Genomic DNA, 21,564 nt, shown 5'->3' with positions numbered 1-21,564 from the left:
TAAATACCTAAATACCTTAAACCGCTGCCGCGCCGCTGACTATCTCAGAAATTTCCTGAGTAATCGCTGCTTGACGAGCCTTGTTGTACACCAACTGCAATTCATCAATGATATCGCCGGCGTTGTCTGTTGCGTTTTTCATCGCAAGCATACGAGCTGCTTGTTCACACGCAATATTCTCAACCACTGACTGATATACTTGAGATTCAATATAGCGAACCAATAATTCGTTCAAAATTTCAACGGCTTCCGGTTCATAAATGTAATCCCAGTGGTGCTTTAACTCTGTATTCTCTTCCGCTTTTAATGGCAAAAGTTGTTCAACCGTCGGGTTTTGAGTCATGGTATTCACGAACTCATTTGAAACCACATAAAGACGATCAATACGACCTTCATCAAATGCGTCTAGCATCACCTTTACGCTACCGACTAAGTCGTCAGCTTTTGGTGCATCACCTAAACCGGTGAAGGCTGCTGTTACATTTCCGCCGTAGTTACGAAAGAATGAAACGGCTTTGCCACCAATCGCACAGATGTCTATTTCAACACCAGTATCAGCAAACTGTTTCATATCTCTAATGGCTTTTTTGAACACGTTAACGTTCAAACCACCACATAAACCACGATCAGAAGAGATTACGATATAACCAACACGCTTCGCCTCACGTTCGGTAAGGTAACGGTGTTTATACTCAGGATTCGCGTTGGCCAAATGACCAACTACTTGGCGAATTCGTTCCGCATACGGACGAGAAGCGGCCATACGATCCTGAGCTTTACGCGTTTTACTTGCAGCTACTTTTTCCATAGCACGAGTAATTTTACGCGTATTGTTAATGCTCGAAATCTGAGTACGTATCTCTTTTCCGACTGCCATAATAGAACTGCCCTTGTGAGAATGTTATTTCACAAACTGCAAGAAAGTGGTGACAAGCTTTAATCGCTTGCCACCAAACTCATTACCAAGTTTGCGTCGCTTTAAACTTCTCGATTGCCGCTTTAAAGGTCGCTTCAATCTCGCCGTTAAAATTACCAGTTTTGTTAATGTCAGCCATAAGATCAGTGTGTTCACTGTTCATGTAGCTCAACAAAGCAGTTTCAAAACTACCAATTTTGCTTGTTTCAACATCTTCAAGGAAGCCATCATTAGCAGCGTAAAGAACTACGCCCATATCAGCTACAGACATAGGAGAGAACTGCTTTTGTTTCATCAGTTCAGTAACCTGTTTACCGTGCTCTAACTGCTTACGAGTCGCTTCGTCTAGGTCAGATGCGAACTGAGCGAAAGCCGCCAATTCACGGTACTGAGCCAATGCAAGACGAATACCACCGCCAAGTTTCTTGACGATCTTAGTTTGTGCTGCACCACCTACACGAGATACCGAAATACCTGCGTTCATCGCTGGACGAATACCGGCGTTAAACGAGCTCGTTTCCAAGAATATCTGACCATCTGTGATGGAGATAACGTTGGTTGGTACGAATGCAGATACGTCACCACCTTGAGTCTCGATGATTGGCAATGCGGTCAAAGAACCCGTTTTGCCTTTCACTTCACCATTGGTGAATTTCTCTACGTAATCAACGTTTACACGTGATGCACGCTCAAGAAGACGAGAGTGAAGATAGAATACGTCACCTGGGTAGGCTTCACGACCTGGCGGACGACGTAGAAGCAAAGAGATCTGACGGTAAGCCCAAGCTTGCTTGGTCAAATCATCATAAATGATCAATGCGTCTTCACCGCGGTCACGGAAATATTCACCCATAGTACAGCCAGTGTATGGCGCTATGTAAAGCATTGCTGCTGGATCAGATGCGCCAGCTGCTACTACTGTGGTGTATTCCATTGCGCCAGCTTCTTCAAGCTTACGCACGACGTTAGCAATTGTAGATTGTTTCTGACCGATCGCTACGTACACACACTTAATGCCAGAATCTTTCTGAGCAATAATGGTGTCGATTGCTAATGCAGTCTTACCAATCTGACGGTCACCGATGATCAACTCACGTTGACCACGACCAATTGGTACCATAGCGTCAATTGCTTTGTAACCTGTTTGAATCGGTTGATCAACTGACTGACGTTCGATAACGCCTGGCGCCACTTTTTCAACTTTATCAGTTAGTTTTGCATTGATAGCGCCTTTGCCGTCGATTGGGTTACCCAATGCGTCAACAACACGACCAAGCAATTCAGGACCGATTGGAACTTCCAATATACGACCTGTACATTTAACTTTTTGACCTTCTACAAGGTCTTGGTATTTACCAAGTACTACTGCACCGACAGAGTCACGCTCTAGGTTCAAAGCAATACCGTAAATACCACCAGGGAATTCAATCATTTCCCCGTACATAACATCTGCCAAACCGTGGATCAGAACGATACCGTCTGCCACGCTGACAATTGTGCCCTCATTTTGGGCATCAGAAGATACATCGAGGTTCTCGATGCGCTTCTTGATAATCTCGCTGATCTCAGATGGATTCAGTTGCTGCATGCTAAATTCCTCAACCCTGGTTTCGATTTAACGAAACGCTAGGAGTTTATCGCCTCGGCCAGTTTCGCTAATTTACCGCGTACTGAACCGTCGATGATTAAGTCACCTGTACGAATAACCACGCCACCAATTAGGCTTGCGTCTGTTTCACTGGTTAAGTTGACTGTACGGTCCAACTTTTTAGCCAGTGAAGCGGCTAATGCTTGTGTTTGTTCTGCTGTTAATTCAAATGCAGACGTAAATTGAACATTTACGGCTTTTTCGAAATTCAGTTTGAACTGTAAAAATAACTCAGAAATAGCAGGAAGAAGCGATAATCGCTTATTCACAGCAAGAGCTAGCAAAAATGCTTTACCTTGTTCTGTTGTTACTTCTGCACAAACGTCCGCTAGAGCGTTTGCCTTCTCTTCCGCACTAAAAGCTGGATTCCCAAGTGCTTTTTTAAGCTTAGGTTCAACAGTCACAGCAGCTAATATGTTTAACATATCTGCCCACTCTGAAATATGACCTTGCTCTCTAGCAACTTCGAAAACCGCTTTAGCGTACGGTCGCGCGACTGTTTTTAATTCAGCCATTAGACCCTCGCTTAAAGCTCTTTGGCGAGCTGTTCAACGATCTCGCTATGTGCTTTTTCGTCAATGGTGGCTCCCAAAATCTTCTCGGCACCAGCAAATGCAAGAACGGAAACTTGAGCACGCAATGCTTCTTTAGCACGCATAACGTCTTGTTCGATCTCTGCTTGAGCTGCTTCGCGCAGACGCTTGCCATCGGCAATCACCTGCTCTTTTGCCTCGTCGACCATTTGGTTCGCACGTTTGTTGGCTTGTTCAATAATCTCGGCCGCGTTCTCTTTGCTTTCACGTAATATTTGAGAGGCTTGTTCTTGTGCCAACTCAAGGTCACGTGAAGCACGGTTCGCTGCTTCCAAACCGTCTGCAATTTTTTTGCTACGCTCTTCGAGCGCAGCAATAACTGGTGGCCACACATATTTCATGCAGAACCAGACAAAAATAGCAAACGAGATAGCTTGGCCTAGAAGTGTGAGATTTAAGTTCACGCTAATACCCTCGCTTTTAGTCGTTTAAAAATCATTCCCGCAAAGTTTTGCAGAATATTAACCAGCGACCAAAGCAACAAAAGGATTCGCAAAAGTGAAGAACAATGCGATACCTACACCGATCATAGTTACGGCATCTAGAAGACCCGCTACGATGAACATTTTAACTTGCAGCATTGGAACCATTTCTGGTTGACGCGCAGCGCCTTCCAAGAATTTCCCACCCAAAATACCAAAACCAATCGCAGTACCTAGGGCACCTAGACCGATTAGAAGGGCTACAGCGATCGCAGTAAGACCAACTACAGTTTCCATTTTAACTCCTACATTTTCACAGTTTTAGATAAGGTTTAAAAAATTATTACTTTAAAGAACACACTATTAATGATCTTCGTGCGCCATACTTAAGTAGACGATAGTCAACATCATAAAGATGAAGGCTTGAAGCACGATGATCAAAATATGGAAGATCGCCCATGGCACAGACAGAGCCCATTGTAGGCCCCAAGGCAATATAGCAATCAAAATAAAGATCAATTCACCAGCATACAAGTTACCGAACAATCGCAATGCTAATGAAACAGGTTTCGCAAGTAGACCAACACCTTCAAGTAATAAGTTGAAAGGGATCATCCATTTGCCAAATGGCTGTAACGTCAGTTCACCAACAAATCCACTTATGCCTTTCACTTTGATGCTGTAGAAAACAATCAAAGCAAAAACAGAAAGTGACATACCTAATGTGGCATTAATGTCTGTTGTTGGAACAAATTTGAAATACACATGATTAGGATCAGCGCCAAACACTGAAGTACCAATCATTTGAGCTACAGCAGGCAAGAAATCAACAGGAATTAAATCCATGAAGTTCATCAAGAAAACCCAAACAAAGATAGTAAGTGCTAAAGGCGCAATGACCTTACTCTTACCATGAAAGGTTTCTTTAACACTGCCATCAACAAACTCCACCATAAGTTCTACAAAGTTTTGTAGTCCAGTCGGTGTATCTGTCGAAATTTTCTTTGCGGCCTTACGGAACAACCATAAAAACAAGAAACCCAAAGCAATCGAAATTGCCATAGTGTCTACATGAATTGCCCAGAATCCCATATCTGCTGCTTCTTTAGCATCATGGGCAAGACCCCATGTTCCATCAGGATGTTGACCATAGGTCAAATTCTGAAGGTGATGCTTTATATATGAAGAAGCTGTTGGACTTTCAATACCCATACTTATATCCACGCTCTCTCAATGATTAAAATCCTATCGCCTACCATGCTAGGTATTTCTTAGCACGATAGGACTGAGCCAATGGCTCAAAATTGCACCGCCAAAACCTGCAAAGAAAGCCCCTGCAGCTAATGGTTTTATCAGAAGAAAAACCAGCGACAATAAAACCACTGTCATAGCCAACTTACCGGCTTCTCCTCGATAGAATGATCTGACGACATCTTTTGCTGGGCGAGTCCCTTTGTAACCAAAGATTCGCCAAGCCATATAAACACTCGGTAATATGCTGGTTAAAGCGCCCAATATAAACGAGTACCCATACAGACCACCAGCAATGTAAAAAATTCCCAAAGAAACTAAAAAAGTAAGTAAAAATTGCAATAAAAGGAAACGAAATATAGCCTTCTTTTTAGCGCTAATAATTGCACTTGCGCTTAGTGGCTTTTTTGTCTCCATTACCCAACTCTCTTTTCGCACTATAAAAGTGCAATCAATGTGATGATTTACAAAATTCGAGGCATTATATGGGTAATAGCTGCCGTGTTCAACTTAAACTGATTCTCACGATCACTTTCTAGCCATCTTGTCTAGATAGAAAAAAGCACTTGTCACGAATTGCTTCATTTCCCTGCAAGCAGTTCACTAATCAAGAGTTCTAGGTGTTCTGGGTTACGGTACTCAATAACCAACTTACCTTTTCCTTTGGCTGAAGGTTGTATTTTCACCGCCGCATTAATTTTTTGACTAATGCGTTCTGCTTCTGCACTTAAATCTGGCAGGATAGGTTTGCTATCTTCATTTTTTTCAATAACTTGGAAGTTTTTCACCAATCTTTCTGTCTCACGGACAGACAAGGATTTAGTGACAACTTGTGACGCCGCTTGAATTTGTTTGTCATGCTCTAAAGGTAATAAAGCTCGCGCATGGCCCATTTCAATATCACCATGTTCTAACAAACGACGAACTTCAGGCGTCAATCCTAACAAACGTAATAAATTCGCTACAGTTGAACGAGATTTACCAACCGTATCTGCAACTTCTTGTTGGGTAAGGTGAAAATCTTCAACTAGACGTTGTAGAGCTAATGCTTCTTCTACTGGGTTTAGGTCTTCACGTTGAATATTTTCAATCAAAGCAAGAACCACGGCATCAGCATCTTCAACATGACGAACGATGACAGGAACCTGCTTTAAATCGGCCAATTTGGCAGCTCGCCAGCGGCGTTCACCCGCGATAATTTCATATTGATTGTGACCACTTGGTCGTACAACAATAGGCTGCATAATACCTTGATTACGAATTGAAGCCGCGAGATCTTCTAATTGCGCAGGGTTCATATCACGACGAGGTTGAAATTTACCTTTAGAAAGCCAATCCACAGGTAAATAAGTTAGGCCTTTTATTTGCTCACTATTATAGCCACTATCAGCCTCATTGGTTGGCGTTGATTGTGGTGCTAGTAATGCATCTAAGCCACGACCTAGACCTCTTTTTTTCATCGTCATTTCATTAACCCTAATTGGTATTAAAGTACGCTTATAAAACAGTAATTATGCGACAGATTTTCGAATAAACTCACCCGCTAATGCGAGGTAAGCGATAGCTCCACGAGACTGTTTCTCATAATGCAAGACAGGTAAACCGTAACTTGGTGATTCTGCTAAACGAATATTTCGAGGGATCACGGTATCATAAACCTTGCTGCCAAAATGCTTATGAAGTTGACTAGATACATCATGCGTTAAGCTGGGGCGAGGATCATACATGGTTCGTAAAATACCTTCGACCTCTAGAGACGGATTTAACGCTTGAGTAATACGATTGATCGTTTGCAATAACGCTGTTAACCCTTCTAACGCGTAATATTCACATTGCACCGGAATCAATACACCTTGAGAAGCGGCTAAAGCATTTACCGTCAGCATATTCAAAGCAGGTGGACAGTCTAGTAAGATGTAATCGAAGTCACTGTCGACTTCGTACAGGCCAGCACGCAGACGGGTTTCTTTACTCGGTAAATCAAGTAAAACCACTTCTGCACCAGTTAAATCACCGTTTGCAGGCAATACCCAGTAATCTCCAGGCATGCTTTTTTTCATGACTTCTTTTACGCCATGAGAACCAATCAATACGTCGTAAACGCTAGTGTCTAACTCTTCTTTAGTAAAGCCACTTCCAGTAGTCGCATTACCTTGCGGATCTAAATCGATTAATAATACTCGGCGCTTCATTGCCGCCAGTGATGCCGCTAAATTGACACAGGTGGTGGTTTTGCCCACACCACCTTTTTGGTTGGTAACTGCGATGATTCTTGCCATGATTTATCCTTTACGCGTCATCACTACCATGTGACGCTCCGCTTGAACATTTGGCACATTAAGAGGCTCTACAGATACTAAACCAACCTCTTTTGGTAGCGCCGCTATTTCTTCACTGGGGTAAACCCCTTTCATGGCTAGAAAATTACCTGTCTCTTTTGGAAGAGGTAAAGTCCAATTAATCATATCTTGTAATGAAGCAAAAGCTCGAGAAATAACGTGATCGTATTCCCCTTGGTGACTGTGTTTTTCAACCCGTTCATTTGCCACCGTGGCGTTATGAATGCCCAATTCCATCTTAACTTGCGTCAAGAAACGTGTTTTTTTGCCGTTACTGTCGAGTAAGGTGAAACGTTTTTCAGGGTAACATATAGCAAGCACCATACCAGGTAAGCCAGGTCCAGTACCAACATCTATAATATTGTCCCCTGTTATAAAAGGTAAAGTCGCCAAACTGTCTAATAAGTGCAAAGAGATCATTTGCTCAACATCACGAATAGCAGTCAGGTTATAAGCCTTGTTCCACTTTTCTAGCATGGCTAGGTATTTTACAAGAGTCTGAATCGTTTCATCAGATAAAGCAGCGCCCATTTGTTGGGCGCCTTTTTGAATAGTGTCAAAGTGTGTCACAGTCGATCCATTTCTATAAAGATAGCAATTAGGGATTATCGGCTGATGATTCTAGGCACTTTTGCGCGCAATCGCACGTTTTTTCAAGTGAATTAATAGTAAGGATACCGCAGCAGGCGTTACACCTTGGATTCGAGAAGCCGCAGCAAGCGTGGCTGGACGCAACTGAGTTAACTTTTGTTTGATCTCATTTGATAAGCCTTCCATCTTGGAATAATCCAAATCATCAGGCAATGCCGTATTTTCCTGACGACGTAAACGCTCAATATCTTCTGCTTGGCGAGTGATATAACCCGCGTATTTTACCGCAATTTGAACTTGCTCAGAAACTTGCTCATCTACCGGCTCATCAAGACTGTTTTTCAAATTCGCAATATCGGAATAAACAATATTCGGACGTTTAAGCAAATCTAATAAACTGTACTCATGAGTAATCGGTGTTTCCAGTTTTGGATTAATGCTATCCGCTTCAGGCGTATTTGGAACAATCCAGCTAGATTTAAGCCGCTGTGTTTCTAACTCAATCGCTTCGCGTTTTTTGCAGAAGGCAGCCCAACGTTCATCAGATACCAAGCCAAGTTCACGGCCCTTCTCTGTTAAACGCATGTCGGCGTTATCTTCACGTAAAATCAAACGATATTCCGCACGACTAGTGAACATACGGTATGGTTCTTTTGTACCCATACTGATCAGATCATCGACTAGTACACCTAGATACGCTTCATCACGTCGAGGTGTCCAAGCATCTTTATCTTGTGCAAGCAAGGCCGCGTTTAAACCAGCAAGTAAGCCTTGGGCACCCGCTTCTTCGTAGCCTGTTGTACCATTGATTTGTCCAGCAAAAAACAAACCAGGCATATGTTTGGTTTCTAAGGAATATTTCAAATCTTGCGGATTAAAATAATCGTATTCAATAGCATATCCTGGACGAATGATATGAGCATTTTCCATGCCTTTCATCGAACGAACTAGCTCAATTTGTACATCAAATGGCAAAGAAGTCGAAATACCATTTGGATAAAGTTCGTGTGTCGTTAAACCTTCTGGCTCAATAAAAATTTGATGTGAGTTTTTATCGGCGAAACGTACGATTTTATCTTCAATAGAAGGGCAATAACGTGGACCAACACCTTCAATCACACCAGTGTACATAGGAGATCTATCCATTCCCGCACGAATAATATCGTGTGTACGTTCGTTGGTATGAGTAATAAAACACTCAATTTGACGAGGGTGCATTGCGCGATTGCCCATGTAAGACATGACCGGATCAATATCATCACCAGGCTGAGCTTGCATTTTTGAGAAATCAACCGTTCGAGCATCAATTCGAGGTGGCGTACCTGTTTTTAAGCGATCAACACGAAATGGCAAAGCACGTAGTTTTTGTGCCAAGCCAATGGATGGTGGATCTCCAGCTCGACCACCTGAATGGTTTTGCAAGCCAATGTGAATAACACCACCTAAAAAAGTACCGGCTGTTAAAACAACGGTTTTACTATTAAAACGTATACCCGTCTGAGTAATGACACCACGAGCAGCACCATCTTCAACAATAAGATCTTCAGCTGATTGTTGAAAAAGCCATAGATTTTCTTGGTTTTCTAATTTATGACGAATAGCCGCTTTATATAATATACGGTCTGCTTGAGCACGAGTGGCTCGAACAGCAGGACCTTTGCGTGAATTCAAAGTACGAAATTGAATACCAGCTTGATCCGTTGCTAATGCCATAGCGCCGTCTAAAGCATCTATTTCTTTTACAAGATGGGACTTCCCAATGCCACCAATGGCAGGGTTACAGGACATTTGTCCTAAAGTTTCAATGTTGTGAGAAAGTAACAAAGTTTTAACGCCCATACGTGCTGCAGCTAAAGCAGCTTCTGTACCGGCATGTCCGCCACCAACCACAATCACATCAAAGCGACTTGGGAAATCCACAGGAACCTCGGTATTACTAATAAATAGAAAAATGAATAAAAAACGATCAACCATCGATTGAGGCCGCTTAGTATATAGGCAAATTTCCAAAAAGAAAGAGATCGAAACCCACTTATCCCGGTCATCAATATTAATATATTTAAGTAAGTATATAAGTTCTTTTATGTTTGTTATGTTTATATAGCAAGCAAATATCTGTGCATAAGAATAAAAAAACTATATTTATTAAATATTTACACAGATAACATCTTGTTAAGACAGGGCTGGTTATCTTGTGGTGTGGATAACCTGAACCTGTGTATAAAACAGCCACTTATACAGAGTCGATTTTTAAGGCCAAAGTTGTTAAAAACTGTGCAAAACTTCTTATCAACCTATCACCATACTTATCAACAGGCGTTTTTTTGTATTGTTAATACATTAAAGTGTTGTTTAAAAAGGATTTATCAGTTTTTTAACACAAAATTCACCATTTTTTTTAAAAATTTAATCCACAAGCAAATAAATAAAAAAAATCCATTTAGGCGTATTTTTTCTATATCACTAATGTGAATAATTACGCTAGACCCTGCTTTTTGCTGGTGTGTGAGTCATTGTGGAGAAAGAAAGACAATTCATAAAATATCCACCTGTGAGTAACTATTTTGCTTTTGTAGTAATCTTTAGCAGATCAAACGACAAAGATGAGGATTACTATGATTGGGCGAGCGACTTGGATTCAATCACCTAAAGCGATATTGGCATCCAATGCGGAAGGTGGTGTGGTGATTCGTGATGGAAAAATTTGTGAGTTGGTTGTAGCTGGGAAAACACCCACCAGCCACTATGATGTTATTTTTGATGCTTCTAATTATGTTGTCTTACCTGGTTTAATCAATACGCATCATCATTTTTATCAGACGCTTACTCGGGCTTTTCCAGATGCTCTTAATAAAGCGTTATTTCCTTGGTTACAGACTCTTTATCCGCTTTGGGCTGAATTAGAGCCGGAGATGCTTGCTAGCGCGACCAAGCTTGCCATGGTGGAATTAATGGAATCCGGTTGTACGCTTGCTGCAGATCATCATTACTTATTCCCCGCCGGTATGGAAAATGCCATCGATGTGCAAGTTGATGTTGCTAAGTCTCTTGGTATGCGCGCAATGTTTACTCGTGGTTCCATGAGTTTGGGAGAAAAAGATGGCGGCTTGCCACCTCAATCTACTGTTCAGGATGAAAAAACCATTATTGATGACAGTGCGCGATTGATTAAAGCTCATCATCAACGAGGTGAAAGCGCGATGATTCAAATCGCCTTAGCACCTTGTTCGCCTTTTTCCGTCACCACAGACATTATGAAAAGCAGCGCGGAATTAGCAAAAACCGAAAATGTACGATTACACACTCATCTTGCCGAAACCCTAGATGAAGAAGATTTTTGTCTAAAGCGCTTTGGTATGCGTACGGTCGATTATTTAGAAAGTGTCGGTTGGTTACATGATAGGACCTGGTTAGCACATGGTATTCACTTTGATGAGGATGAAATTAGCCGATTAGGCAAAGCCAAAGTGGGGATTTGCCATTGTCCAACCTCAAACATGATGCTGGGTTCGGGTATTGCACGAAATAATGAACTAGAAGCAGCTGGCGCCTTGGTTGGACTCGGTGTTGATGGTTCCGCGTCAAATGACGGCTCAAATATGATTATGGAAGTTCGCCAAGCTTTATATATTCAACGATTACGCTATGGTTCCGCCAATGTTTCTCACTTCGATGCTTATCGTTGGGCGACCAAAGGTTCCGCAGCGGTACTTGGACGTGAAGACATTGGCGAAATCGCCGTTGGAAAGCAAGCTGATCTGGCGCTTTTTAAACTTGATGAACTGCGTTTTTCAGGCAGTCATGATCCTTTAGCGGCGCTTCTATTATGTGGCGCACAAAAAGCCGATCGAGTGATGATCGCGGGAAAATGGACGGTAGAAAATGGTCATGCGATTGGGATTGATAGACAACAATTGATGGCTGAGCATTCTGCTCATGCGCTGCGTTTAGCGAATAAGTTATTAGCTAAAAAGTAACGTAATTGCTCTCTAACTCTCTAACTCTCTAACTCTCTAACTCTCTAACTCTCTAACTCTCTAAATAGAGAAGAATAGAAATAGAGCAAAAAAAGCGCCTATCAAAGGCGCTTTTTAACTATCAACCTATTTTAAGATAACAAAAAATAGCTATAAAGCTCGATTAAGCTTCTTCTTTCAAGCTTTTCATATCAATGATGAAGCGGTATTTCACATCGCCTTTTTTCATACGCTGATAAGCTTGGTTAATATCTTGGATATTGATCATCTCAGCATCACACTCGATATTGTGTTCCGCACAGAATTCCAACATTTCTTGTGTTTCTGCGATACCACCGATCAAAGAACCAGTAAGAACACGACGTTTCATCACCAAATTCGCCGCATGAACCGCTGGTTCCATTGGTTCGATAAGACCGACTAAAATGTGCGTGCCATCGACTTTTAAGCAACCAAGGTACGGGTTCAAATCGTGTTGAACAGGAATGGTGTCTAACAAATAATCAAACGTCATCGCTGCCGCTTTCATTTGTTCTTCATCAGTCGACACAATAACGTGATCCGCGCCTTGTTTTTTCGCTTCCGCAATTTTGCTTTCAGAACGAGTGAAAATAGTCACTTCCGCACCAAAGGCTTTGGCGAATTTCACGCCCATATGGCCTAAGCCGCCCATGCCTAAAATACCAACTTTATCACCAGCTTTAATACCGTGATGACGAAGTGGAGAATACGTCGTGATACCAGCACACAATAAAGGTGCTGCTTTACTCAATTCCAAGGCTTCAGGAATGGATAAGACGAATTTTTCACGCACAACGATATGATCAGAATAACCGCCGTAAGTTAAGGTACCGTCGATTAAATCGTGAGCACCGTAAGTTCCAACTGGGCCATTATCACAATATTGCTCTAAGTCAGCTGCACAATGGGAACAATGCTGACAAGAGTCGACCATACAACCGACGCCGACAATATCGCCAACTTTGTATTTAGATACTTTACTGCCAACTTCTGTCACTTTACCGACAATTTCATGGCCTGGAACGATTGGGTAATTACTTGGGCCCCAATCACTTTCCGCTGTATGAATATCAGAATGACAAACACCACAATAAAGAATATCGATGTTTACATCGTCTTCACGAAGAGCGCGGCGTTCAAATGAAAATGGTGCTAAAGGGGTTGTTGCAGATAGTGCAGCATAGGATTTTGCTTGGCTCATAAATTTTTACTCCAGTGTTTGAACATGAAATACGTGACACCTAGTGTAGAGTAAAATCCTTTATTTTGTGTTGTGCATTCTTGCTATTGTTTTGCCTATTTCTCCAAATTAGTGAAACTTAACTTTTCCTACACAATCTTGTATGCATAATAACCTCATTGATTTTTATAGATGGGTGGATCAAAGATGAGCGATATAAATTTAGTAGATTTGATCAAACCTCTAGTGAACGAGGATGGCTTCTGCGATACATTGATTGCTAATGTCCGTCTAATGAAGTGCGCAAAATCATTACCTCGAATGCCTCTTATTTACCGGCCAGGACTCACTATTATTGTTCAGGGCCAAAAAATAGGCTACTTAGGCGACCGTGAAATTCACTACAATTCTGGTCACTACTTGGTTCAAACGCTGCCTCTGCCTTTCGAATGCGAAACCTTTGCAAGCCAACAAGAACCGCTTTTAGGCGTCTCTATCGATATAGACCCTGTTTTATTATCCGAGTTAGTTTCTGTTTCTTCTGAAGAGACATTAAAACCATCTGTATCTCATTTTCCTATGTCATCCGTCCCAATGAGTGATGACATGATTGAATCTGTTTCTCGCTTAATCAAAGCGTTACATGATCCGCATACTGCAAAAATAATGGGACAAAGTCGAGTTAGGGAGGTCGTTTTTGAAGCCTTACAAAGCCCACAAGGTGATGCTTTACGTGCCTTAGTGTTAAACCAAGGTCGCTTTTCGTTGATAGTGAACTCTCTTAAGCAATTACATCAGCAGTTGGATCAAGAAGTTCGTATTGAACAACTCGCTGAAGATGCCAACATGAGTGTTTCTAGTTTTCACCATCACTTTAAAAATATAGCAGGATCTTCTCCTCTGCAGTATTTGAAGCGTTTGCGTCTTTTAAAAGCACAAATGCTGTTAAACCAAGGTCATTTTAATGTTAGTCAGATTTCTTTAGAAGTTGGCTATAAAAGCGTGCATCAATTTAGTCGAGACTATAAACGCTACTTCGGCGCGCCACCGACAAAAGACAAGCTAAGAGAAGATACCGTGATATAAGACTTTACGTTCTTAAATTAACTTACATGAATTAACGTCATTGAATTTAATAGACGAGTGGTCTAAATTAATGCCTATCGTATTTTATTGCCTAGGTATAAACATTTGCTTTCTATCCTTGATAAACCAGATATCGCCGTCAATCAGCCCAATAAACCTCGTCGCGGGCGGCCAAAAAAGCCGTCAATAGATGCTTTGGATACTCGAGAAGCTTTGTTACGCGCTGGTATGCTGATATTGACAGAATCTGGTTTTACCCGCAGTGGCATTGATCCGATTTTAAAATCGATTGGTGTGCCAAAAGGGTCTTTCTATCATTACTTTTCCAGTAAAGAAGCCTTTGGTTTGGCCGTTTTAGAGCGCTATCGCCGTTATTTCGAAGCTAAGTTAGATGGTTTTTTGCTCGATGAGGCATTTTCTCCCTTAGAGCGATTAAAGCGTTTTGCCCAAGACGCTCAAGACGGCATTGTCCATCATGAGTTTAAGCGTGGCTGTTTAGTCGGCAACTTGGAGCAAGAATCTACCTTGTTATCAGAAGCATTTCGAGATCAATTACAAGCGACCTACCAAAGTTGGCAGTCACGCGTTGCGACCTGTTTATTAGAAAGCCAAAAACAAGGTGAAATTGATATACAAGGCAGTATTGAAGAGGCTTCTCAGGCATTTTGGATTGGCTGGGAAGGCGCGGTTCATCGAGCTAGATTAGTAAAAAGCACTCAGCCATTAAGCTTGTTTATGACATTTTTTACCCAAGCGATTCAAAGCAAAACCCATTAACAATAAACCAGGCAGCAAAGCCTGGGTTTTTAGCTATTTAACTAGACGAACGGTCTAAAGTGGAGGATTTATGTTTAAAGGTTTATTGATCACCCAAGAAGATAAAAAAAGTACAGCATCTGTGGTTGAACTGCAGGAAGATCTGCTGCCAGAAGGTGATGTGTTGATTGAAGTGCATTACAGCACCTTAAATTACAAAGACGGCTTAGCCATCACTGGTAAGTCTCCTGTTGTGCGTTCTTTTCCTATGGTGCCGGGAATCGATTTAGTTGGTAAAGTTTTACAAAGCGACTCTGATCGCTTCTCTGAAGGCGATTTCGTCATACTGAATGGTTTTGGTGTGGGTGAAATGCATTGGGGTGGGCTTGCACAAAAAGCTCGACTCAAAAGCGATTGGCTCATTTCACTGCCAAAAGGTATAGACGCTAAACAATCTATGGCAATAGGTACAGCGGGATATACCGCTATGCTGTCAGTACTTGCCCTTGAAAAACAAGGTGTTACACCTGATTCTGGTGAAATTCTAGTCACTGGCGCCAATGGTGGTGTTGGTAGTTTTGCCATTCGTCTACTGAATCGTCTTGGTTATCACGTGGTTGCCTCAACTGGACGAATGGAAGAAAGCGACTATTTGAAAAGTCTTGGCGCGAGCGACATCATTGATCGAAATACGCTTTCCGAGCCAGGTAAACCTTTGCAGAAAGAGCGTTGGGCTGGGGTCATCGATTGTGTCGGTAGTCACACTTTAGCCAATGCTTGTGCGAGTACAAAATACGGTGGCGTAGTGACCGCCTGTGGCTTAGCACAAGGTATGGACTTCCCTGCTTCTGTCGCACCCTTCATTTTGCGCGGCGTCAAACTTATCGGCATTGACAGCGTCATGCGACCCTTAGCAGACCGTATTGAAGCGTGGCAACGCTTAAGCGAACTGTTGCAACCAGAAGACTTTGACAGCATCTGTGAAGAAATTGGCTTGGAAGACGTAGTAGAAACGGCCTATAAATTGCTTGATGGAAAGGTACGTGGTCGAGTATTGGTGAATGTAAAAGCTCAATAACCCGCTTTTCCTGTTTTATCGACGAGACTGTTTTTACCAGCAGCAAGGATTGACTATGAAGATTGTGATTGCACCGGATTCCTTTAAAGAAAGTTTAACCGCGCTGGAAGTAGCGAATGCGATTGAAGCGGGCTTTCGTCAGGTATTTGCTGAGGCGGAATATATCAAAGTCCCGATGGCGGATGGCGGTGAAGGCACGGTGCAGTCTATGGTTGATGCGACTCAAGGTCATTTAGTTGACCTTGAAGTGACCGGTCCGTTGGGTAATAGAGTCATGGCGCAATACGGTATTTTAGGGGCTGTAGATGGTCAAACATCGTCCACCGCGGTGATCGAAATGGCCTCTGCTTCAGGGTTACATTTGGTGCCACGAGATCAGCGTGATCCACTTTACACCACAAGCTTCGGAACCGGTGAATTGATCAAAGATGCTTTAGATCGAGGCATTAAACACATTGTTTTGGGATTAGGTGGCAGTGCAACCAATGACGCGGGCGTCGGTTTGGCACAAGCATTGGGCATTCAATTTCAAGGCGATAACCATCAAGAACTGCCCTTTGGCGGCATGGCACTCGCACAATTGAGTCAGGTTGATGTGAGCCAAGCGCACCCTCTTCTAGCGGAATGCCGCTTCGATGTTGCCTGTGATGTTGATAATCCTTTATGTGGCGAACGTGGTGCTTCCGCTATTTTCGGTCCACAAAAAGGTGCAACGCCAGAAATGGTGACCTTGTTAGATAAAACACTCGAGCACTTTGCGGATCTCTTAGTGCAGAATGGTTTTGCTGACCATCGACTCGATCCTGGCGCTGGTGCGGCTGGTGGCATGGGCTTGGGGGCGAAAGTGTTTCTTAATGCGACTTTAAAGCCCGGCATCGAGATTGTCATGGAAACGGTTGGTCTGGCTGACAAGCTGAAAAATGCCGATTTAGTCATTACTGGTGAAGGCCGAATAGATGGCCAAACTGTCTTTGGCAAAACACCCATGGGCGTGTTGAAACAAGCCAACGCAAACGGGGTTCCAACCATTGGTATTGCTGGTAGCTTGGGTAAAGATGCCGAGGCTATTTTGGTGCACGGCATGTTGGCGATATTCCCCATTATTCCGGCGCTCGATAGTTTGGATAATGTTTTGGCTCAAGCCCAAAGCAATCTAATCAACTCATCACGAAACATCGCCGCCGCAATTCAATTAGGTCGTTTGATCAGCTAATTAATGTGGCGGTCCAATTAATGCGATGGCCAATAAAAACGTTACGTTTTTTTTACGCGCCAATCTCTGCGCCCTTTGCTACAGTCTTGCTTGTGCTCTTCCTTACTTAAAAGGCGTTGACAAGCGACACCATGAAAATGAAAACACCAACAATCCCCTCTCACTATTTAGCGGTACTGGCTGTTAGCACGGCTTTGCTGATCAGCTATGGATTGGATATTTGGCTAGGATCAAATATTGCCGTTTTGTTGATTTTGCAACTGGCCGTGGTGGTAGTCGCTTTATCCTGTCGTTCTCGTTGGGTGTATGGCGTGGCGCTGTTTGAAGCGCTTTGCTTCAACTTCCTGTTTACCGTTCCGCGTTATTCGTTCGAGATGTTTAATGGCGATGACATAGTGAATTTACTGGTATTTCTGCTGGTGGCGGTAATCACCAGTAAGCTGGCAGAGTTATATCAACATCAGCAAAACCAATTAAAACAAGAGCAGCTTCGTAACAGTATTTTATTGTCGGTTTCTCATGATTTACGTACGCCGCTGGCGACCATTATTGGTACTTTGAGCACCTTAAAAGAATACATGGATAAGCTCTCGGAGCAGGAAAAGCAAGAGTTGCTAGACAGCGCCACCATCGAAAGTCATCGTCTTCATCAATACATAGAGAACCTACTGCAAGCGACAAAACTGCACCATGGCGTGGTGGTTCCAAGAGTGTCTGAGCAATCTGCCGTTGCCATTATTCATCTTGTATTGGATCGTTTTAGTCAGCAAAAATCTCGTTTAATTCTGCAAATAGATGACAAGCTGCCACTGATTTCGGTGAGTGCTTCACTTATTCAGCAGGCAATTTTTAACGTTATCGATAATGCCTTGCGATACTCACCAATAGATAAACCTGTCACCATTTCTATAAAATTATTGGATACAGATAATAAGCATCCTCAGGTGGTTATTGATGTGCGAGATCAAGGGGTTGGTATCAGCTCTGCCCAGTCTGAAACCATCTTTGAGCTGTTTTATTCGGTCGACTCTTTCAAACGTAATGACAGCGGCACAGGTTTAGGTTTGGCGGTATCAAAAGGCATTATTGCTGCTCACCATGGTTCTATTCAATCTGTTCCCGTCGAGCAAGGCTGCCTAATTCGTATCTGTTTACCTGCATGCGTTGAACCGTCCATTAATGAAAAAGGTAATGCATCATGACCCCTTATAAAATCTTGGTGGTCGACGACGAGCCTCAAATCCATACCTTCATTCGAATTTCATTAGCAGCAGAAGGTTTTGAGTATCTTGGTGCGGAATCCATCGCCGCTGCAAAACAGGTGATTGAACAAGATTCACCGCATTTGTTGATCTTGGATTTAGGCTTGCCAGACGGTGATGGCATGGATTTGGTCAACTATGTGCGAGCTACCAGCAACACACCTATTTTGATTCTGACTGCTCGGGATGAAGAAGATGAAAAGATTCGCCTGCTTGAAGCTGGCGCTAATGATTACCTGAGCAAACCCTTCGGCATTCGCGAATTAATTGCCCGAGTGAAAGTTTTACTACGGGATTTAGTGAATACCCACTCATCGGCAGATGTCCTAGAAATCCAAGATATTAAGCTAGAAATCAGCACCAATCAGGCTTGGTTACAAGGTTCCCCCTTGGCGTTAACCAAGAAGGAATTTGCCTTTTTACGCATGCTGATGACCACGCCAGACAAACTGGTGATGCAAGAAGAGTTGCTGGCTAAAATTTGGGGCGTGACCCATACCCGAGACTCGCATTACTTGCGAATTTTAGTTAGCCAGCTGCGAAAAAAACTCAACGATAATGCCAATGATCAGCGCGTTATCAAAACGGAACCTGGTCTGGGTTATCGATTGTTATCTGATCGTTAAATTATCGAAAGACTCTTCAAAAATACGAACAAAAGGTAATCAATATGGCGCATTTTACAGTGATTGGTTTAGGGCGTTTTGGGGTTTCGGCAAGCATGGAGCTAATTTATTTAGGTCATACGGTAACGGGTGTAGATCGAGACGCAAAAATTGCGGAAAAGTACGTTGATGACTTCACTCAAGTGATGATTTGCGATTCCACAGATGAAAACGCGTTAAAAGAGCTCGACCTAATTAACAGCGATGCTGTGCTGGTGGCCATTGGTGAAGACATGGAATCCAGCCTGTTGTGCATCTTGGCACTGAAAAAGCTCGGCGTAAAAGAAATCTGGGTCAAAGCCAGTAGCCGCGCACATCATACCATTGTTTCTAAACTAGGCGTGGCACGTATCATTCATCCAGAAGAAGAAATGGGTGTGCGAGTAGCGCAAGCACTGAATTACCCGATGGTGAACGATTATTTGTCTATAGGTCATGGTTTGTACGTGGTGGAGATTCACATCAAACCACAGCTAGACGGACGTCCTCTTGGTGATGTTTTAGACCCCGCAAAGGGAAAAGTCGATGCGGTGATGGTTAAACGTGAGCAAGAGACGTTTTTGCAGTTAGACAAAACCTTTGTTCTAAAAGAGAAAGATATCTTGTTGCTGTGTGGCCCTCGCAGTGAACTTAAACATATTGCACCAAGGCTGGCTTGAGATGGTGAATTGGGATCCTGCGGTTACCGCCATAGAGCGTCATCCAAAAGCGGCGAAAAAAATCATGGCGGCGCCACCTTTGATTTTATGTGGTGGTTTCTTATTGTTGATTATTATCGGTACCTTGCTGCTTAAATTACCGATTGCCACCACACAACCGATTTCTTGGTTACACAGTGTTTTTACCGCAACGTCTGCCGTCACTGTGACGGGCTTAGTGGTAGAAGACACAGGCACTGCTTTTACCACGTTTGGGCAAGTTGTGATTGCGATTTTGATTCAATGTGGCGGTCTTGGCTTAATGACCTTCGCTATCGTTACTCTCGTCGCGTTGGGCGGCCGTATTGGCTTTTTACAGCGTACGGTAGCCATTGAAGCATTCAATCAAACTGATGCCTCTAGCATCGTTTCTACCGCAAAGTCAGTATTGCTGTTTTCCTTGATTGTAGAAGTCATCGGTATATTAATTCTCGCGATACATTGGAGTGAAACCTTGGGTTGGAAAACCAGTTTGTTTCATGGTTTTTTCTACACCATCAGCGCCTTTAATAACGCCGGTTTTGCGCTCTCCTCAGCGAGCTTAATGCCCTACGTGGCCGATCCTATTGTGAACTTTACTATTAGCGGTTTGTTCATCATTGGTGGTTTGGGTTTTTCTGTATGGATCGATCTAATGAAAAATCGCCGTTGGGCGCGACTTTCTCCTTACAGCAAAATGATGATTACCGGCACCATTGTCATCAATTTGGTGGCTTTGCTTGCGATTTATTTCATTGAATACAGCAATCCAAACACGCTTGGTCCACTGAACGAAACAGGCAAATGGCTGGCGTCTTGGTTTCAAGCAGTTACCCCACGTACTGCGGGTTTTAATACTCTTGCCATTGAAGAACTAAGAGACGCCACGACCGCGCTGATGTTGGTGCTGATGTTTATTGGTGGTGGGTCCTTGAGTACCGCCAGCGGAATCAAGGTCGTGACTTTTATGTTGTTGGTCTTAGCTACTTACGCTTATCTGCGCCGCGATGAAGAAGTAAACGTTTTTAAGCGCGAGATTCCTAAGGAAGTGATCAGCAAAGCGCTGGCCTTGAGTATGATTTCCATCGGTGTCACTTGGTTAGCAATATTCGTATTATTGGTGAGTGAAAAACACGCGCAAATGATCGATGTGGTGTTCGAAGCTGTATCGGCATTGGGCACCGTTGGCCTTTCTCGTGGCTTAACCGGATCATTGAGTAACACAGGGGAAGGCATCATCATCTTCTTGATGTTTATCGGCCGCCTTGGGCCACTGACGCTCGCCTACTTCCTCGCCAGCCCAAGAAGCAAAAAAGTCCGCTACCCGAAAGTCAAAATGACCGTGGGTTAAGAGGCTTTTTCGAGCTCTAAACCTTATGGTTTAGAGCTCGAATGCTTTTTTACTTGTTTATCACTTCCCAATACAAAACGAGCTAAAAGTACTGTGTATTTTTCAGTTAATGGCGTCTATTAGCTCAATTTTAAGTGTTTCTGGATAATCATCATCCATGATTAGAGATGTAATTAATTTCAGCAGTAGTTCTTTTGAGACTTTTCCTTCTGCCAGCCATACCACGATATTTTCCATCTCTAGTACAAATTTTTTCACGCAATAGTCATAGCCATTTAGTTCTAGAAAATATGCACCTAAGACCAAACTTGAACGTTTATTACCATCATTGAATGCGTGAAACTTATTGATAGCAAATACTAGATGATTGAGTTTTTCTTCGAAAGTTGGATAGAATAAGTCATTCTGTATATGCTCTAGTACACTTGAAATCTGTCCAGCATCTTTGATTCCTGAAAGTCCTCCTGAATTTTCAATAATCCAGTCGTGTTGGCTTATTGCATGTTCTGGATCGAAATAAAGGATAGTGAAATCCATA

General features: G+C 42.8%; 22 protein-coding genes. 9 read left to right on the top strand and 13 right to left on the bottom strand.

The genetic code is table 11. From position 1 onward, the window contains the following. Positions 1-16 precede the first annotated feature (16 nt). The 11 genes from atpG to mnmG all read right to left on the bottom strand — a co-directional run bounded on the left by atpG (position 17) and on the right by mnmG (position 9,680). Positions 17-877 (bottom strand): F0F1 ATP synthase subunit gamma, encoded by an 861-nt coding sequence (gene atpG, locus TY87_RS11875; RefSeq protein WP_072839333.1) that lies wholly within the window; start codon positions 875-877, stop codon positions 17-19. A gap of 82 nt (positions 878-959) precedes the next feature. Then, the gene (gene atpA / locus TY87_RS11870) at positions 960-2,504 is read right to left on the bottom strand and encodes a F0F1 ATP synthase subunit alpha (protein WP_072839332.1); all 1,545 of its coding nucleotides are present in this window, start codon (positions 2,502-2,504) and stop codon (positions 960-962) included. 38 nt (positions 2,505-2,542) lie between these two features. Continuing rightward, entirely contained in the window at positions 2,543-3,079 is a 537-nt protein-coding gene (locus TY87_RS11865) for a F0F1 ATP synthase subunit delta (protein WP_100187237.1), read from the bottom strand. Positions 3,080-3,090: 11 nt separating this feature from the next. Beyond that, a complete protein-coding gene (locus TY87_RS11860) occupies positions 3,091-3,561 on the bottom strand; it encodes a F0F1 ATP synthase subunit B (RefSeq protein WP_012072126.1) in 471 nt (156 codons plus the stop codon). Between the two features lie 57 nt (positions 3,562-3,618). After that, a complete protein-coding gene (gene atpE / locus TY87_RS11855; RefSeq protein ID WP_012072127.1) occupies positions 3,619-3,876 on the bottom strand; it encodes a F0F1 ATP synthase subunit C in 258 nt (85 codons plus the stop codon). A 66-nt stretch (positions 3,877-3,942) separates the two neighbouring features. Beyond that, on the bottom strand, positions 3,943-4,791 hold the full coding sequence (atpB, locus tag TY87_RS11850; protein ID WP_072839330.1) for a F0F1 ATP synthase subunit A: 849 nt from the start codon (positions 4,789-4,791) through the stop codon (positions 3,943-3,945). A gap of 48 nt (positions 4,792-4,839) precedes the next feature. Next, on the bottom strand, positions 4,840-5,247 hold the full coding sequence (locus tag TY87_RS11845; RefSeq protein WP_198432079.1) for an ATP synthase subunit I: 408 nt from the start codon (positions 5,245-5,247) through the stop codon (positions 4,840-4,842). Between the two features lie 164 nt (positions 5,248-5,411). Beyond that, positions 5,412-6,296: a ParB/RepB/Spo0J family partition protein gene (locus TY87_RS11840; protein WP_100187235.1), complete on the bottom strand. Its 885-nt coding sequence runs from the start codon at positions 6,294-6,296 to the stop codon at positions 5,412-5,414. Between the two features lie 45 nt (positions 6,297-6,341). Next, on the bottom strand, positions 6,342-7,109 hold the full coding sequence (locus TY87_RS11835) for a ParA family protein (RefSeq protein WP_012072131.1): 768 nt from the start codon (positions 7,107-7,109) through the stop codon (positions 6,342-6,344). Between the two features lie 3 nt (positions 7,110-7,112). Next, a complete protein-coding gene (gene rsmG / locus TY87_RS11830; protein WP_100187234.1) occupies positions 7,113-7,739 on the bottom strand; it encodes a 16S rRNA (guanine(527)-N(7))-methyltransferase RsmG in 627 nt (208 codons plus the stop codon). 51 nt (positions 7,740-7,790) lie between these two features. Beyond that, positions 7,791-9,680 carry a tRNA uridine-5-carboxymethylaminomethyl(34) synthesis enzyme MnmG gene (gene mnmG, locus TY87_RS11825; protein WP_100187296.1) on the bottom strand — a complete coding sequence of 630 codons (1,890 nt, stop codon included), beginning with the start codon at positions 9,678-9,680 and terminating at the stop codon, positions 7,791-7,793. 695 nt (positions 9,681-10,375) lie between these two features. On the opposite strand from mnmG, the gene TY87_RS11820 reads away from it, so the two are divergent. After that, the gene (locus tag TY87_RS11820; RefSeq protein ID WP_100187233.1) at positions 10,376-11,737 is read left to right on the top strand and encodes an 8-oxoguanine deaminase; all 1,362 of its coding nucleotides are present in this window, start codon (positions 10,376-10,378) and stop codon (positions 11,735-11,737) included. A gap of 163 nt (positions 11,738-11,900) precedes the next feature. On the opposite strand, the gene TY87_RS11815 is transcribed toward TY87_RS11820, so the two are convergent. After that, a complete protein-coding gene (locus TY87_RS11815) occupies positions 11,901-12,959 on the bottom strand; it encodes an NAD(P)-dependent alcohol dehydrogenase (protein ID WP_100187232.1) in 1,059 nt (352 codons plus the stop codon). A 186-nt stretch (positions 12,960-13,145) separates the two neighbouring features. On the opposite strand from TY87_RS11815, the gene TY87_RS11810 reads away from it, so the two are divergent. The 8 genes from TY87_RS11810 (at position 13,146) to TY87_RS11775 (ending at position 21,026) form a co-directional block, all read left to right on the top strand. Beyond that, on the top strand, positions 13,146-14,024 hold the full coding sequence (locus TY87_RS11810; RefSeq protein ID WP_232617123.1) for an AraC family transcriptional regulator: 879 nt from the start codon (positions 13,146-13,148) through the stop codon (positions 14,022-14,024). Between the two features lie 105 nt (positions 14,025-14,129). Continuing rightward, positions 14,130-14,801, top strand: a complete 672-nt coding sequence (gene acuR / locus TY87_RS11805) for an acrylate utilization transcriptional regulator AcuR (protein WP_232617122.1) — start codon at positions 14,130-14,132, stop codon at positions 14,799-14,801. Between the two features lie 70 nt (positions 14,802-14,871). Beyond that, positions 14,872-15,858, top strand: coding sequence for an acrylyl-CoA reductase (NADPH) (gene acuI / locus TY87_RS11800; RefSeq protein WP_100187230.1), 987 nt, complete (start codon positions 14,872-14,874; stop codon positions 15,856-15,858). 55 nt (positions 15,859-15,913) lie between these two features. After that, on the top strand, positions 15,914-17,071 hold the full coding sequence (locus TY87_RS11795; RefSeq protein WP_100187229.1) for a glycerate kinase: 1,158 nt from the start codon (positions 15,914-15,916) through the stop codon (positions 17,069-17,071). A gap of 131 nt (positions 17,072-17,202) precedes the next feature. Beyond that, positions 17,203-18,273 carry a sensor histidine kinase gene (locus tag TY87_RS11790; RefSeq protein WP_100187228.1) on the top strand — a complete coding sequence of 357 codons (1,071 nt, stop codon included), beginning with the start codon at positions 17,203-17,205 and terminating at the stop codon, positions 18,271-18,273. Then, a complete protein-coding gene (locus TY87_RS11785; RefSeq protein WP_100187227.1) occupies positions 18,270-18,959 on the top strand; it encodes a response regulator transcription factor in 690 nt (229 codons plus the stop codon). The genes TY87_RS11790 and TY87_RS11785 overlap by 4 nt, the downstream gene beginning before the upstream one ends. A gap of 44 nt (positions 18,960-19,003) precedes the next feature. After that, a complete protein-coding gene (locus TY87_RS11780; protein ID WP_100187226.1) occupies positions 19,004-19,657 on the top strand; it encodes a potassium channel family protein in 654 nt (217 codons plus the stop codon). Next, positions 19,623-21,026, top strand: a complete 1,404-nt coding sequence (locus tag TY87_RS11775; RefSeq protein WP_232617121.1) for a TrkH family potassium uptake protein — start codon at positions 19,623-19,625, stop codon at positions 21,024-21,026. The genes TY87_RS11780 and TY87_RS11775 overlap by 35 nt, the downstream gene beginning before the upstream one ends. 102 nt (positions 21,027-21,128) lie before the next feature. On the opposite strand, the gene TY87_RS11770 is transcribed toward TY87_RS11775, so the two are convergent. Further along, positions 21,129-21,563 carry a type II toxin-antitoxin system death-on-curing family toxin gene (locus TY87_RS11770; protein WP_100187224.1) on the bottom strand — a complete coding sequence of 145 codons (435 nt, stop codon included), beginning with the start codon at positions 21,561-21,563 and terminating at the stop codon, positions 21,129-21,131. Between the last annotated feature and the right edge of the window lies 1 nt (position 21,564).

This window comes from Marinomonas sp. BSi20584 (genome assembly GCF_002792415.1).
GTDB lineage: Bacteria > Pseudomonadota > Gammaproteobacteria > Pseudomonadales > Marinomonadaceae > Marinomonas > Marinomonas polaris.
Note: the sequence above shows the minus strand (reverse complement) of the source record. Positions and strands in the feature narration are given on the sequence as shown.

Coding starts and splice junctions, on each gene's coding strand:
- atpG (WP_072839333.1), bottom strand. CDS start 877: ATGGCAGTCGGAAAAGAGATACGTACTCAGATTTCGAGCATTAACAAT.
- acuI (WP_100187230.1), top strand. CDS start 14,872: ATGTTTAAAGGTTTATTGATCACCCAAGAAGATAAAAAAAGTACAGCA.
- TY87_RS11865 (WP_100187237.1), bottom strand. CDS start 3,079: ATGGCTGAATTAAAAACAGTCGCGCGACCGTACGCTAAAGCGGTTTTC.
- TY87_RS11795 (WP_100187229.1), top strand. CDS start 15,914: ATGAAGATTGTGATTGCACCGGATTCCTTTAAAGAAAGTTTAACCGCG.
- TY87_RS11840 (WP_100187235.1), bottom strand. CDS start 6,296: ATGACGATGAAAAAAAGAGGTCTAGGTCGTGGCTTAGATGCATTACTA.
- TY87_RS11785 (WP_100187227.1), top strand. CDS start 18,270: ATGACCCCTTATAAAATCTTGGTGGTCGACGACGAGCCTCAAATCCAT.
- TY87_RS11770 (WP_100187224.1), bottom strand. CDS start 21,563: ATGGATTTCACTATCCTTTATTTCGATCCAGAACATGCAATAAGCCAA.
- TY87_RS11815 (WP_100187232.1), bottom strand. CDS start 12,959: ATGAGCCAAGCAAAATCCTATGCTGCACTATCTGCAACAACCCCTTTA.
- TY87_RS11845 (WP_198432079.1), bottom strand. CDS start 5,247: ATGGAGACAAAAAAGCCACTAAGCGCAAGTGCAATTATTAGCGCTAAA.
- TY87_RS11780 (WP_100187226.1), top strand. CDS start 19,004: ATGGCGCATTTTACAGTGATTGGTTTAGGGCGTTTTGGGGTTTCGGCA.
- TY87_RS11790 (WP_100187228.1), top strand. CDS start 17,203: ATGAAAATGAAAACACCAACAATCCCCTCTCACTATTTAGCGGTACTG.
- atpA (WP_072839332.1), bottom strand. CDS start 2,504: ATGCAGCAACTGAATCCATCTGAGATCAGCGAGATTATCAAGAAGCGC.
- atpE (WP_012072127.1), bottom strand. CDS start 3,876: ATGGAAACTGTAGTTGGTCTTACTGCGATCGCTGTAGCCCTTCTAATC.
- TY87_RS11835 (WP_012072131.1), bottom strand. CDS start 7,109: ATGGCAAGAATCATCGCAGTTACCAACCAAAAAGGTGGTGTGGGCAAA.
- TY87_RS11810 (WP_232617123.1), top strand. CDS start 13,146: ATGAGCGATATAAATTTAGTAGATTTGATCAAACCTCTAGTGAACGAG.
- atpB (WP_072839330.1), bottom strand. CDS start 4,791: ATGGGTATTGAAAGTCCAACAGCTTCTTCATATATAAAGCATCACCTT.
- TY87_RS11820 (WP_100187233.1), top strand. CDS start 10,376: ATGATTGGGCGAGCGACTTGGATTCAATCACCTAAAGCGATATTGGCA.